Annotated in this window: 13 protein-coding genes; 2 read left to right on the top strand and 11 right to left on the bottom strand. The window is 68.3% G+C overall.

Translation table 11 applies throughout. The features are described 5' to 3' along the window. Window positions 1-118 precede the first annotated feature (118 nt). From ABTV10_RS18760 to wrbA, 10 genes are all read right to left on the bottom strand, one after another. Window positions 119-2,113, bottom strand: coding sequence for an SDR family oxidoreductase (locus tag ABTV10_RS18760; protein ID WP_499029304.1), 1,995 nt, complete (start codon window positions 2,111-2,113; stop codon window positions 119-121). A gap of 57 nt (window positions 2,114-2,170) precedes the next feature. Then, window positions 2,171-4,291 (bottom strand): MMPL family transporter, encoded by a 2,121-nt coding sequence (locus tag ABTV10_RS18755; protein ID WP_499029302.1) that lies wholly within the window; start codon window positions 4,289-4,291, stop codon window positions 2,171-2,173. A 99-nt stretch (window positions 4,292-4,390) separates the two neighbouring features. After that, complete coding sequence (locus ABTV10_RS18750) at window positions 4,391-5,287, bottom strand: carbohydrate ABC transporter permease (protein ID WP_499029300.1); 897 nt, start codon at window positions 5,285-5,287, stop codon at window positions 4,391-4,393. Window positions 5,288-5,308: 21 nt separating this feature from the next. Further along, entirely contained in the window at window positions 5,309-6,274 is a 966-nt protein-coding gene (locus ABTV10_RS18745) for a carbohydrate ABC transporter permease (RefSeq protein ID WP_499029298.1), read from the bottom strand. 30 nt (window positions 6,275-6,304) lie between these two features. Beyond that, window positions 6,305-7,195 (bottom strand): phosphodiesterase, encoded by an 891-nt coding sequence (locus ABTV10_RS18740; protein WP_499029295.1) that lies wholly within the window; start codon window positions 7,193-7,195, stop codon window positions 6,305-6,307. A 40-nt stretch (window positions 7,196-7,235) separates the two neighbouring features. Beyond that, window positions 7,236-7,991: a tyrosine-protein phosphatase gene (locus ABTV10_RS18735; protein ID WP_499029294.1), complete on the bottom strand. Its 756-nt coding sequence runs from the start codon at window positions 7,989-7,991 to the stop codon at window positions 7,236-7,238. Window positions 7,992-8,011: 20 nt separating this feature from the next. Then, window positions 8,012-9,370, bottom strand: a complete 1,359-nt coding sequence (locus ABTV10_RS18730) for an ABC transporter substrate-binding protein (protein WP_499029292.1) — start codon at window positions 9,368-9,370, stop codon at window positions 8,012-8,014. After that, entirely contained in the window at window positions 9,363-10,496 is a 1,134-nt protein-coding gene (locus ABTV10_RS18725; protein WP_499029290.1) for an ABC transporter ATP-binding protein, read from the bottom strand. Before ABTV10_RS18725 ends, ABTV10_RS18730 begins: the two co-directional genes overlap by 8 nt. A gap of 128 nt (window positions 10,497-10,624) precedes the next feature. Beyond that, complete coding sequence (locus tag ABTV10_RS18720; RefSeq protein ID WP_499029288.1) at window positions 10,625-11,530, bottom strand: MurR/RpiR family transcriptional regulator; 906 nt, start codon at window positions 11,528-11,530, stop codon at window positions 10,625-10,627. 50 nt (window positions 11,531-11,580) lie between these two features. Then, the gene (gene wrbA / locus ABTV10_RS18715) at window positions 11,581-12,186 is read right to left on the bottom strand and encodes an NAD(P)H:quinone oxidoreductase (RefSeq protein ID WP_499029286.1); all 606 of its coding nucleotides are present in this window, start codon (window positions 12,184-12,186) and stop codon (window positions 11,581-11,583) included. Between the two features lie 162 nt (window positions 12,187-12,348). Here wrbA and ABTV10_RS18710 point away from each other — a divergent pair, with 162 nt between their 5' ends. Together ABTV10_RS18710 and ABTV10_RS18705 are read left to right on the top strand one after the other, a co-directional pair. Then, the gene (locus ABTV10_RS18710) at window positions 12,349-12,777 is read left to right on the top strand and encodes a YfbO family protein (RefSeq protein WP_499029284.1); all 429 of its coding nucleotides are present in this window, start codon (window positions 12,349-12,351) and stop codon (window positions 12,775-12,777) included. A gap of 110 nt (window positions 12,778-12,887) precedes the next feature. Next, entirely contained in the window at window positions 12,888-13,703 is an 816-nt protein-coding gene (locus ABTV10_RS18705; RefSeq protein ID WP_499029282.1) for a DUF4261 domain-containing protein, read from the top strand. A 141-nt stretch (window positions 13,704-13,844) separates the two neighbouring features. On the opposite strand, the gene ABTV10_RS18700 is transcribed toward ABTV10_RS18705, so the two are convergent. Continuing rightward, window positions 13,845-14,195: a YbaB/EbfC family nucleoid-associated protein gene (locus tag ABTV10_RS18700; RefSeq protein WP_499029280.1), complete on the bottom strand. Its 351-nt coding sequence runs from the start codon at window positions 14,193-14,195 to the stop codon at window positions 13,845-13,847. Between the last annotated feature and the right edge of the window lie 32 nt (window positions 14,196-14,227).

The following is a 14,227-nucleotide window of genomic DNA, read 5'->3' as shown; positions in this document are numbered from 1 at the left end:
GGTCCCCTATCCTGCTTAGCACAGCGAAAGATGGTTTGGCCAACTTTCGGGGCCCCTCGGAGTCGAAATTCTGTGCGATTTTCGGGGGACGTTACATGGGTTTACCAGCGCGTTCGCGTCACCAGTGCGCGCCCGGGATCAGTCGGGCGAGACGCCGCGCGAACCGGGCCGCCGACGCGGTCGGACCGGTCGGTCGGGCGGCGGCCGGGGGCGCCTCGGGCACCGGTTCCGGGTCCGGTCCGGCCTCCCCGCGCGCGGCCGGCGAATCGGGGAACGCGTGATAAAGCGCGGAGAGCGCACGGTCCTTGAGACGCGGCGCGAAGATGGCGCCGAACTCGGCCAGGGTGCCGACCGGGACGTCGATGCGCTTGGGCCTGTCGATCAGGGCGCGGACCACCATCGCCGCGGCCTTCTCGGGACTGGCCGCCGGGCCCGCGTTGTACTGGCCCGTCGGGGTGATCATCGGCGTCCGCACGAGGGGCATGTGGATGGTGGTGAACGTGATGCCGTCCGACAGGGTCTCGGCGGCGGCCACGTCCGCGAACGCGTCGAGCGCGGACTTGCTCGCGATGTACGCGGCGAACCGCGGGGTGCGGGCCTGCACCCCGGCCGTGCTGACGTCGACGATGTGCCCGAACCGTCGCTCGCGCATGTGCGGCAGCAAGGCGAGCACCATCCGCACCGCGCCGAAGTAGTTGACCGCCATGGTCCGTTCGAAGTCGTGCAGGCGGTCCGTCGACCGGTACAGCCCGCGCCGGATGGAGCGGCCCGCGTTGTTGACGAGCATGTCCACGTGATCGTGCTCGGCCAGAACGGATTTGACGGTGTTCTCGACGGCCTCGCTGTCGGTGACGTCGCACGGGTACGCGTAGGCGGAGCCGCCCGCCTCGCGAATCTGCGACACCACGGCGTCGAGTTCGTCGGCGCGGCGGGCGAGCAGCAGCACCGTCGCGCCCTTCGCCGCCGCCGCGATCGCGGTCGCGCGTCCGATCCCCGACGACGCCCCGGTGATGACGACGTGTCGGTTCACCAGCGGTCCCGCCGGGTCGTCGCGGCGAGCGCGGTCCGGGTCGAGGTGCTCGCGCCAGTACGTCCACAGCTCGCCGGCGTACGACCCGAAGTCGGGTACCTCGATGCCGCTGCCGCGCAGTGCCTCCCGTGTGCTGTCGGTCGTGAACCGGGTGGGCAGGGTGAGGTGGTCGATCATGACCGGCGGAATGCCCATCCGGCGCAGGGTGACGTCACGGATGCCCCGGGTCCGGGCCGGCGGCGACAGCAGGGGAGCGGCCACCGCTCGCGGGAGGTCGGCGACCGGGGTCGGCGCGTGGGCGGCCTTCGCGAGGGCCGCATAGATCTGCCGGACCGGTTGGGCGTCGGGGGAGACCAGGTGGAACGTCCGGCCGTCGAGGTCCGGTCGCAGCATCAACTCCACGATCGCGGCCGCGACGAAGTCCACCGGAACGACGTTGGTGTAGCCCAGCTTCGGAACAGCGACCGGTAGCGCGGACGGCAGCCTCGCGAGTGCGGCCAGCGCGGGGAAGAAGTAGTAGGGGCCGTCGATCTTGTCCATCTCGCCGGTGACCGAACTCCCGACCACCGCCGCGGGTCGGTAGACCCGCCACGGCACGTCGGCGGAGCGCACCAGGCGCTCGGCCTCGAACTTGGTGCGGTGGTACGGCGTCGGGAAGTGCTGGCCCAGGTCGAAGTCGTCCTCGGTGAAGCGCCCGCGATGGTCGCCCGCCACCGCGATCGACGAGACGTGGTGCAGCGTCGCGCCCAGCCCGGCGGCCAGGTCGATCACCGACCGGGTGCCGTCGATGTTCGTCGCCGCCTGCTCCTCGCCGGCCGTCATGTCGTAGATCGCGCCGAGGTGCACGACGTGGTCGGCGGCCGGTGGCGGGGCGTCGAGTCCGAGGCCCGGTTCGGTCAGATCGCCGACGAGCGCGTGGACGCGGTCACCGCCCGCCCAGCGGTGCGCCAGGTGCTCGAGCTTCGACACCGATCCGGGGCGGACCAGGACGTGGACCTGCGCCGACGGGTCGCGTTCGAGCAGCCGCTCGATCGTGTGCCTGCCGAGGAACCCCGTGCCGCCCGTGACGATGTACGTGGCCATACCCGGAACTTACTCCGAAGTAATAACTGGTGCCAGGGGTTCCCGAACTCGGTGCCGTCAGTGCCCGAGGCCGACGCGTTCGTGCACGCGCCGCATCCACGCCGGCGCCCACCAGTTGGCCTCGCCCATCAAGGTGACCAGCGACGGCACCAACAGCATCCGCACGACCGTCGCGTCGATGATCAGCGCGAGGATCATGCCGACCCCGAGGAAGCGCATGATCGACAGGCCCGACACCGTGAACGCGCCGGTGACGACGATCAGCAGCATCGCCGCCGCGGTGACCACCCGGCCCGTGCGCTCGGCACCGATCCGCACCGCGTCCTCCGTGGTCGCCCCCGCCGCCCGCGCCTCGACCATGCGCGACATCAGGAAGACCTCGTAGTCGGTGGACAGGCCGAACACCACCGCGAGGATCAGCACAACGAACGTCGCCTCGAGCGGGGCCGGTGTGACCCCGAGCAGCTCCGCACCGTGACCCTCTTGGAACACCCACGTGAGGACGCCGAAGGTGGCGGCGAGGCTCAGTCCGGCCATCGCGACGGCCTTGACAGGCAGCACCACCGACCCGAACGCCAGGAACATCAGCACCAGCGTCGAGCCCACCATGATCGCAATCATCGCGGGCAGCCACTGCACGATCGCGGTGTTGCCGTCGTCGACCGTCGCCCGGCCGCCGCCGACGAGGACGTCGGTGCCCGGAGGCGCATCGATCGCCCGCAACCCCTGCACGGCGTCGCCCGCCGCGGCGCCCTCGACCCCCTGCGCGTACAGGGCCTGGATCGCGGTGACGTCGTTCTGCGTCGCGAGCACGACCGCCTGCCCGATCCCGTCGACCTGCTTGGCGGCCGCGACGACCCGGGACAGATCGCCCGGTGACGGCGGCGCCCCATCGGGGCCACGCACGATGAGGGTCGCACCTTCGCCGGTCGACGGAAACTCCGTCGCCAGCGTCTCGGTCGCGACGCGCGCCGGATCGTCGGCGGGTAGTGCGGTGTAGGTGATCTCGCCGAGTGTCGCCTTCGTCAGCGGAGCGGCCAGCACCAGCAGTCCGGCGGTGATGCCGACCGCGACGACCGCCGGGCGGCGCATCACCCGGGTGACGACACCACCCCAGAAGCGTCGGGCGCGTTCCTCGCCGCGCTGCGCCGCACCCTTGCGCCACGACAGCGCGTCGATGCGATGCCCGAGGATCGCCAGCAGCGCCGGCACCACCGTCAGCGACAGCACCGCCGCGCCTGTCACGGCCGCGATCGCGCCGAAGCCGAGCGAGCGGATCACCGCCTGTGGGAACACGAGCATGCCCGCGAACGCGCACACGAGCAGCAGGCCCGAGAACATCACGGTGCGCCCCGCCGTCAGCACGGTGCGGCGCGTCGCGTCGGCGGAAGTGGCGCCGCCCGCCAGTTCCTCACGGAATCGGCTCACGATGAACAGGCCGTAGTCGATCGCCAGCCCCAGCCCGATCAGCGACGCGACGTTGAGCGCGAACGAACTGATCTCGGTGACCTCGGTGAGCAGGCGGAGGATGCCGAGTGAACTGAGCACCGCGAGCAGGCCAACGAACACCGGCACCGCGGCCGCGACCAGACCGCCGAAGACGAACACCAGCAGCACCAGTGTGACCGGCAGCGCGATCGCCTCGGCGCGGACCAGGTCGGCCTGCAGCCGGCTGCTGAGCGACACGCCGACGACGGATCCGCCTGCGAATTCGGATTCCACGCCGTCGATTTCGAGCTTCGGTAGCAGATCCGCGAAGGTGGCGACCGTGACGTGCGAGTCGGGAGAGAGGACGACGGTCGCCGCCACCTTGGTCCCGTCCTCCGACAGCAGCAGCTGTTTCGCCGGCGGCGCCGCGGACCAGTACGACGTCACCGACTCTGTCGGCACCTCGGCCCGGAATCGGTCGAGAGTGTCGGTGACCGCGGGTTCGAGGTCCGAGAGCGTCTTGCCGCCGGGCACCGTGTAGATCGCGACGATGTCGGGATCTTGCCGGCCGAAGTTGTCCTCGACGATCCGCGACACCTCGGCCGACTCGCTCCCCGGGTCGATGTATCCGCCCTGGCTGAGTTTCGAGAACACCCCCGAGCCCCAGATACCGGCCACGATCGCGGCGATCAGCACCACGGTCAGCACCCACCACTTGCGCGTAACGACGATCGAGGCCCAGCGTGTCATGCTCGAGGTTCTCCGAATCCGGGGACGGCGGGGCCGCATCCGAATCGGATGCGGCCCCGCGACTCTAGCGACTGCTGCGTCTGCCCAGGTGGGGCCCGGTCACTTCAGGCCTGAGCGGACGAACGCGTCGACCACATGCCGCTGCAGGAAGATGTAGATGAGGAAGATCGGCAGGCAGGCGATGCCGGCCGCCGCCATCACCGCACCCCAGTTGTTGCCCTCGGCGCCGAGGAAGCTGCGGATACCGATCTGCACCAGTGCATCCGAGTTCCGCAGGATCAACGACGGCCACAGGTATTCGTTCCATGCCGAGATGAACAGCATGATCCCGAGTGCCGCGAGCGCCGGTCGCATATTGGGCACGATCACCTTCCACAGTGCGGCCCATGCGCCCTGGCCGTCCATCTCGCTCGCATCGAGCAACTCGCGCGGGAAGGCCTCCAAGTGCTGTCGGAGCAGCATCACGCCGAACGCCGAGCACAGGTTCGGGACCACCACGCCCGCGACCGTGTCGAGCAGACCCATCTGTGAGATCAGCAGGTAGTTGGGGATCATCGTGACCTGGAACGGAACCAGCCACGACCCGACGAACAACAGGAACAGCAGTTGCTTGCCGGCGAAGTTCCAGCGCGCGAACCCGTACGACGCGAGCAGCGCGACGAAGAGCTGGCTGACCGCGACGACGATGGCCATCGCGAACGTGTTGACGAGCATCGACAGCATCGGGATGGTGTCGAAGACGTACCGAAAGTTCTCCGTACTCAGCGGCCACGGAAGGAGGTTGCCCGAGAGCGAGTCCTCCGGGCGGCGCAGCGCCGTCGCGAACATCCAGTACACCGGGAAGACACTGAACACCGCGAGAGCGGCGAGGACGATGTGACCGATCGCGATCCGCCGTCGTCCGCCGCGCGGTGCCGCCGGCGGTTCGACCGGTGCCGGGACGTCCGGCCGTGTGGTGGGGTTCGCCCCGGGGGCGTCGAGGATGACGAAAGCCATGATGGGTTCCTTGGTGCCGGTTCAGTTGTCGTAGAAGCTCAATCGCTCGGACAGCCGCACGAACACGAATGCGATCAGGCCGAAGCCGAGGAAGAACAGCGTGCCCGCGGCCGCCGAGAGTCCGGCGTCGAAGTTGCGGAAACCGAACTCGTACAACAGGTAGTAGATGTTGGTCGTCGATCCGCTGGGGCCGCCCTGGGTGAGGACGTCGATCACCGGATACGTCCACTGGGCGCTGAGCAGGATGGTCATGAGGGCCAGGAACACCAACGTGGGGGACAGCAGTGGCAGCGTGATGCGCCGTGTGATCGTCGACGGTGTGGCTCCGTCGAGGGAGGCGGCGTGACCGTAGTCGGGGTTGATGCCGGCCATTCCCGCGGAGATGACGAGGACGCCGAATCCGAGCATCTGCCAGCCGACGATCACGACCACACCGATCAGCGCGAGCTTCGGATCCCGGAACACGTTGCCGAGGTCGTAGCCCATCGTCGCCGAGACGCGGGGGATCATGCCGTTGTCGGGATTGAACAGCCAACGCCAGATCGCGCTGCTCGCAACCGGTGTCACGAGGAAGGGCACGAAGATCAGTGCCTGGTAGAACGTGCGGGCGCGTCCGCTCACCCGGGTGCTCAGCACTGCGATCGCGAGGGGGAGCACCAGCGAGAACACCATGAACGCGGCGATGTACGCCAACGTGTTCCACAGAGCCTGGTGAAGTTCCGGCAGCGACAGCACGGCGGTGTAGTTGTCGAGTCCCACCGGCTTCTTCGGGCTGGTCGGAATCATGTTCCACTTGTAGAACGAGAGCCCGACCGTCTCGGCGAGCGGCTTGTATGTCCACAGGACGAGCAGCGCCACGGCCGGCAGCAGGAACAGGTAGGGAACGGCGCGGCGCGACACCCGCGACCGCCACCCCGCCCCGGCCCGTACGGGCAGGGGCGAAGCGACGGTCTGCGGTTCGACGCTCGCCGGAACTTCGACGAACATTGGATTCTCGCAATCAGTTTCGGGTGTGCGTCAGTGACTCGACGACTCGGCCATCACCGCGAGCTGCTCCTCGGGGGACAGCGACTGGTAGTAACGCATCTGTTCCATCGTCACCTCGTACAGCGTCGGGCCCTCCTCGACCGGCACGACGGTGTGCAGGATCCGGTCGGAGTACACGTGCACCAGGTTGAACGACTGTCCGCTGTCCTGGCCACGCATGCCGCCGCCGGCGGGGAACAGGTCCTGGGTGTAGCAGGTGGCCGACGCGACGGACACCGGGATGCCTCCGAAGGTGCAGGTGGTCGAGTAGTGCAGGTGGCCGCCGAGAATGCCGCGGACGTCGGTGCCGCGCAGCGCGTCCTCGAGTCGGCGCTGGTCGCGGAGCTCGACGGACTCGAGCAGCTCGAGCGCGCTCGGCACCGGCGGGTGGTGCAGCGCGAGCAGTGTGCCGTGCGCCGCCGGAGTCGCGAGAACATCACGGAGCCAATCGATCTGCTCGTCGGTGATCTCACCGTGGTGGTGTCCCGGAACGGTGCTGTCGAGCGCGATGACCCGCAGCCCGCCGATGTCGTGGACCATGTCCACCGACTCCTGTGTGGGCTCGGCGTCGAGCAGTCCGGCGCGGAACTCGGGCCGGCTGTCGTGGTTGCCCATCACCCAGATCACCTCGGCGCCCAGCTTCGCCGCCGCCGGCTCGACCAGATCCCGCAGGCGGGCGTACGCCTGCGGATTGCCGGCATCGGCGAGGTCTCCGGTGAACACGATCGCCTCGGGTCGCTGCCCGGCGCGGTCCAGGCGGTCGAACAGGCGACCCAGGTTGGCGTCGCTGTCGACGCTGCCGTGGAGCAGTTCGCCGTCTCCGACGAAGTGGGTGTCGCTCACGTGCAGGATGTAGTGGTCGGGCTTTCCGTACTCGCTCATGGTTCTGTCCTCGAAAGTCGTTGTCGTGTATCGCGGCACGTCAGGCCAGCAGGGCGGCGTGCAGATCGGTGAGTTCGGCCTCGGTCATGCCGTGGTCGCGCAGGAAGGGCCGGGCGCCGCCGTGGTCGGCGTCGATCCGCGCGAGTGTCGTGCGCATCACCGCTGCGGGGCTCGCCGCGACGATGCTCTCGATGTCGAAGTCCTCGGGCAGTTCTCGGTCCCGGAACGAGGCGACCATCGCGTCGACCCATTCGCCGTGGAGCATCGTCTCGGAGAGCGAGTAGTCGGCGATGACGTCACGGGCGTCGACGCCGACCGCAGCCAGCGCCAGTGCGATCACGAGACCGGTGCGGTCCTTGCCTGCGGTGCAGTGCACGAGCACCGGTTCGTCGCCGGACGCGGCGATCAGCCGGACGGCCTCGGTGAGCCGGGCGGCGTGGTCGGTGAGCATCCACCCGTACAGCGTGCCGAGGTCGAACGTCGCGCCGGTCGGGTTGTGGTCGAGTGGGCCGTCGTAGACGGGCAGGTGCACCTCACGGTGTCCGACCCCGGCGAGGGCGTTCGGCGCCGCCGAGAGTTCGTCCTTCTCGCGCAGGTCGATCACCAGGCCGAGGCCGATCTCGGCGAGGGCGTCGCGTCCGCTCTGATCGAGCGTGTGCAGGGCGTCGGAGCGCAGCAGCTTGCGCCACCGGGTCGAGCGACTGCCTGCGGCGTAGCCGCCGACGTCACGCAGGTTGTAGGTGCCGGACAGGGCAAGCCGGCGGGTGGCGGCGTGCGGCGGCAGGATGGTCGTCATCAGTGGATCGCTTTCGTCGGTCAGGGGAGCAGGGCCTGTGCCCGCTCCTGGGCGGCGGACATCGTGGCGGCGGGGTCCTTGCCGTAGAAGACGGACTCCTCGATGGCCGTGGCGAGGATGGAGTCGATCTGGACGTAGCTGTTGCCGGGGTACGACACCCACGGCTCGAGCCGGTCCAGCTGCTCGAGGTTGGGCGCGAGGAGAGGGTTGCCGTCGGCCCACGGCTTCAGCGCCGCCGGGTCGGTGGTGAGCGACGTACGCAGTGGCAGGTAGCCGATCTTCGAGGAGATCTCGGTGTAGGCGTGATCGCTCGTCATGAACTTGACGAGCTCCCACGAGGCCCGCTGCTTCGCCGGGTCCTGGGAGAACACGAACAGCGCCGAACCGGAGTTCGTGGGCACCGCCTCGCGTCCCTCGAAGGCGGGCATCGCCGCGGCGCGCAGCTCCCAGCCTCCGGCCTTCGCCGAGCCGAGCAGCATGCCCTGGACGGACGACGACTGGAGCTGGATCGCCGTGTCGCCCTTCATGAAACCCTCCATCTGGCCCGCGGCGTCCTGGTTGGCGAGCACGCCCTGGTCGTACAGGCCGCGCAGCATCTCCACCGCATCGACCGACTCGTCGCTCGCGAACTCGACGGTGCTGCGGTCCTCGGACAGGACGTTGCCGCCGGCCGACCGGAACAGGCCCTGCATGCACCAGTTGCCGCCCTTGACCGCGCAGGTGATCGTCAGCGACGGCTTGCCGGTCGTCGCGGTGATCTTCTTCGCAGCCTCGGCGACCTTGGGCCACGTCGACAGGTCGGTGTCGGCGGGCAGCCCGGCCTTCTGGAACAGGCTGGCGTTGTAGTAGAGCACCGGGGTGGAGAACACGTACGGCATCCCGTACGTCTCACCCTCCCAGTCGCCCAGGGTCGCGGCCCGAGGGTGATAGGGATTCGCGCCGCCCAGGTGCTCCTGCACGGCGTCCTTGCCGACCAGCGAGTCGAGCGACTGAGCGCCGAGCTGGTTGACGGCGAAGTCGAGGCTGTCGAACGTCAACTGCGCCACGTCCGGCGGGTTGCCTGCCAGCAGCTGCGTCTGCACGCTGCTGGCGGTGCCGCTGCCCGCTGCCGACAATCCCTGCGGCGGCTGGGGTGTGACATCGATGTTGGGATGCTCGGTCTCGAAGTCGGCGATCAGTCCGTTGATGGTGTCGGTCCAGGGGCCGGCCTGGGTGAGGTTGTAGGACTCGAAGGTGATCTCGACCTTCTGGTTCGGGTCGAGTTCGGGGACGAGGCCGTCCGACGACGAACTCGACGCGGCGGTGCCGGTGGCACATCCGGCCACCGTGAGGGCGGTGGCGAGTGACAGCAGCGCCAGGCCGGTGGTGCGTCTACGCATGGGTCAGGCTCCTAGCGGAAGAGGCGGGGTAGTCGTAGGGCTGAGAGGTGTCGATCCACTCGAGTCGTCGGCCGCTCGCGCGGTCGAACAGGTGCACGTGCTCGGGATCGGTCGTGAGGGACAGGGTCTGGCCGACGTGCATCGCGATCGGCCGGGGGGAGCGGACGCAGACGGTGGCGTCGCCGACGGTGCAGTACGCGATCTCCTCGCTGCCGAGATTCTCGATGGAATCGACCGTGGCGGTGAGGGATACCGCATCGGAACGGGCGCCGACGCGCAGGTGCTCCGGGCGGATCCCGAGTACCACGTCGAGGTCCTCGGTCGTACCGGAGAAGAGTTCGGCGCGCAGCCCGGGCGCCTCGGCGCGGACCGTGCCGTGGACGCCGAGAACCGTCGCGTCGAGCAGATTCATGGCCGGGCTGCCGAGGAAGCCGGCGACGAAGACGGAGGCGGGCCGGTCGTAGACCTCCTCGGGTGTGCCGATCTGCTCGACGGATCCGCCGTTGAGCAGCGCGATCCGCGTCGCCATCGTCATGGCCTCGACCTGGTCGTGGGTGACGTACACGAACGTCGCGCCGAGGCGCCGGTGGAGGTCGGTGAGCTCGCGACGGGTCGCGGTCCGCAGTTTGGCGTCCAGGTTCGACAGCGGCTCGTCCATCAGGAATGCCTTGGGGTTACGGACGATCGCGCGTCCGACCGCGACCCGCTGACGCTGGCCGCCCGACAGCTCCTTCGGCTTGCGCTCGAGCAGGTGTGCGATGTCGAGCTGGCGCGCGACCTCGTCGACCCGGGTGGCCGCCTCGTCCTTCGCGACCTTCCGGACACGCAGGGGGAAACCGAGATTGCGCGCCACCGACAGGTGCGGATACAGCGCGTAGTTCTGGAAGACCATCGCGACGTCGCGTTTGCGTGCCGGCGCGGTGGTGATGTCCTCGCCGTCGAGGACGATGCGGCCGCTGGTCGGCTCGAGGAGCCCGGCGATCATCCGCAGAAGCGTCGTCTTGCCGCAGCCCGAGGGGCCCAGGAGGACGAGGAAGTCGCCGTCGCGGATCTCCATCGAGATGTCGTCGACGGCGGTCACGCCGCCGAAGGTTCTGCCCAGGCCCTCGATACGAATACTGCCCATGACCCTCTCCGATGAAACGTGATTACCCGAATCGGATCGATTCGGAATTCTCATTACATGGAGTAGTCAGCCAGCCGAAGGTGAACGAGTACTGAATGGTCGTCCAACGAGTCGTGAGCGTTGGAGGGCTAGTTGCGATCCTTCGGGTCGAGGAAATCAGGGGTCGGATTCATCAGGGCGACAAGATGTTCCACGTCTCGTTCAGTGGAATTGGAGGTTGCGCCGTCCACTTCCGACACGGCGACCTGCAGGCCCAGCAGGAAGGTCATCTGAATGATCGTCGCCGACACCCCGTGCGCCGCGTAGGGTCCCGACCCACTGCCGACCACCAGCGCCGTGGTCGACAGGTCGACGAGCGCCGACCGCGCGTGCGCGGTGACACCGACGACGTGCGCGCCGGCGTCACGGGCGGCGCGCGCGGCGTCGATCGTGTACGCGTTCATGCCCGAGTCGCTGACCGCGACGCACACATCGTCACCGGACAGGGTCCGTGCGGTGAGAGCCTGCAGGACCGTGTCGGTCGGCGCCTCCGCGGCCCGGCCGCGAAGCAGGAAGCGGACGGCGAACGCCGTTGCGGCCGTCGATGACCCTCCGTTGGCGACGACCAGGATTCGCCGCGCGTTCGCGAGCGCGCGGACCGCGTCGTCGAACGCGTCCTCCGACAGCGGTGCCAGGCCGCCGGCCAGATCCGTGCCGACCTCCGAGACGATCGTCCGCAGAATGCCGACGCCACCGGGAGGCGTGGTCGCGTCGGACGCGGTCGAGGACTCGGCGCCCAGATCGCGCAGCAGCAGCATCCGCACATGCTGGAATCCTGAGAAGCCGAGGTTCTGGCAGGCCCGCACCACCGTCGCGGTCGACGTCGATGCCGCCGCCGCCAGATCCGCCGCCGACCACCAGGCGACGTCGCGGGGCCGTTCGACGCACACGTCGGCCACCCGGCGCTCGCTCGGTGCGAGCCCTGCGGCCAGGGCACGGATGGTTGCCGTCGTCGTACCGATCGGTGGTTGCGTTCCGAGAGAGTCAGCACACATGTCGTCTGGATAACACACGTTCGTGAACGGGTCGGCGCGCGCGAGGCCGGCTACGTCGTGCCGGCGAGTTTCCCGGCGATCGTCACCACCCGGGTCGCGAGGTGTTCGAGAGCCGCGATCGTGGTGTCGTCCAGGGGGTTCTGGTTGTCCGGTCCGGTCACCTTGCTGACGCCGTACGGGTTCCCGTCCGCGAACTTCACCGGGTCGGTGTAACCGGGCGGAACGAGGATGCCGCCCCAATGCATGAGCGACGTGTACAGCGAGGTCAAGGTGGTCTCCTGGCCGCCGTGCAGGGTCTGGCTCGAGGTGAAGGCCGCGTAGACCTTGTCGGCGAGCTGCCCCTGCATCCACAGGCCGCCGAGGGTGTCGACGAAGGTCTGGAAGGGGCTCGCGGTGCTGCCGAACCGGGTCGGGGACCCGAAGATCACCGCGTCGGCCCAGACGATGTCGTCCCCGGTGGCCGCAGGGAGGTCCTTGGTGAGTTCGTAGTTGGCGGACCATGCCGGGTTGCCTGCGAACGTCGCAGGATCGCGGGTCTCGGCGATATGTCGCACCCGCACGTCCGCGCCTGCGGACTGCGCGGCCGTGGACACCCGATCGGCCATCGCGGTGCCGTGGCCGGTGGCGGAGTAGTAGATGACGGACAACGTGGTCATCGGGACGTCCCTTCGGTGCGTCGGCCCCCATCCCATGAGACCGCGCATCCGGATCGGACGCACGGCTTCGGACACATCGGCCGGTTATGTGTGGTAGGCGATGCGTGGTGAGCAGGGCGAGTGATGTCCGGTGTGTCTCGTCGGCAGGAGTATTTTCCACTCATGATTTCGCGTGAGCACGTACTGGAACGTTCGGCTGCCGGCGGCGACCGGTATCCGTTGGTGACGGTCCCGGAGTTCTTCCACGGGAACGTGTTCGTGGATTCCATCGCTCCCAATCAGTACGGGTACGGGCGTCCGGACCTCGCCGAGATCACTCGACGCCTCGACGTGCTGGCCGAAGATCCGGCGGTGGCGTGGGTGCGTGTCCAGTTGCACGAGGAGATGTTCGACGACGGCTACGAGGGACTGTCCGCCGAGGCCGTCGCCATCTGCACGACGCTGGCCGTCGAGGACGTCGATGCCCGCCTCGACGTGGCGAGCCTGCAGGCGGAGTCGCTGTGGGAGGGCTTCGTCTACGACGCCGCCGATTTCTGCGACGTACCGCCCATCCCGGACGGGCACCGGGTGCTCTCCCTCGTGTGGGACTGAGTGGTGGAGCTGCGAGCGGAGAGCACCTGCGGCGGGGATAGGGTGTAGCGCGCGACGTCTCAATCGGGCGACCGATCGTCGTGCAAGCCCACATTCTCAGGGGGAGAGCCATGCCCGCGCTCGCAATGTTGTTCCAGGACCGACTCGATGCCGAAATCACCGCGGAAGCGCTGGCCGCGCAGCTGAAGCGAGACTGGCCGGATGCCGACTTCTCCGGCCTCTCCGTCGGTGACGACGAGTCCGGCGACGGGCCGGTGCGCCTCGACCTGGGCGACAGCATGATCGCGCTGCTCACCGTGCCTGCCCGGGTGGGGGACGATGTCGCCGACATCGCCCAGCACAGCCGCCTGTGGCCGAAGGATGTTCCGGCACCGGTCGACTACGCCGCGCACACCATCGTCACGGTCTTCCGTACAGGGGGTGGGCACGAGGACGCGATCGCGGACGCGGTGCTGCTGTCGCGTGTCATCGCGTCGATCGTCGAACTCTCCGACACCGTCCGCGCCGTCTACTTCGGTAGTGCGGATCACGTCATCCTGCCCGCGTTGTTCCGAGACCTGATGAAGGAGACGCTGCCCGAGCCGCCGCTGCTCGCATGGGTCGCGATCAACATCGGTGAGCGACCGGACGGCGTGATGACCGGCCACACACGAGGTCTCGACATGCTCGGCCTCCCGGACATCGAAATCCCGGAGACCCCCGAATCCGCCGCTGACACCTTCGAGCGCCTCACCGGCATCGCCTCGTACCTGGTCGGACAAGGACCCGTCATCGGCGACGGCGACACGATCGGATCGACCGAGGCCGCCGAGATCGTCGTCGACCACGCCCCGAGCGCCTTCGACCCCGAGCGCACCGTTCTTCGCCTGACGTTCGATATCGGCCAGAGCAAGCGCAAGCGGGGTTGGTTCCGTCGTCGACGCTGATCATGTCGCCCGCTCTTTTTTCGAGAACGACCAGACGTCGCCAACGGCGCGCGTCTGGGAACGGCGGTGCTGTCTGCGCCGGACTACAAGGAGCGGTGACGCGAGGTCCTCGTGGGGACCTTTACCAACTCATCGAGGGCCTCAGTCGTCGTTGAGCAGTTCGTCGACAAACTTTCTCGCCGCGACAGAGTCTCGATCGTGGGTGAATGGGCGCGCGACCTCCCCTACTCTCTGAGTAACTTCCGCCTGTGCTTTCTGGATCGTGTCCCGCAACAGGTTGCTCAGCTGGATGTCGCCGAGGCGTAGTGCCTGCGGCGTAAGACGAACGTCGGTGACTCTGGCGTCGGCATCGACCACGATGCTGAGTTCGCTGTTGCGAGAACTGGTTCGAACAATCACCATGCCCAGCGCTTCACGTAGCTGTGTGTTCTTCCGCCGCCAGCTGGCCACAGCTTCTCGTTGCACGGCGTTCCATTCGTCTAAGCACTCCATTGCGATCCTTCTCGAAAAAAATAGCCATGCCC

Source organism: Paraburkholderia sp. RHO2, assembly GCF_050955445.1.
In the GTDB taxonomy this organism is placed as follows: Bacteria; Actinomycetota; Actinomycetes; order Mycobacteriales; family Mycobacteriaceae; genus Prescottella; species Prescottella agglutinans_A.
This window is presented reverse-complemented; position numbering and strand designations above follow the sequence as displayed.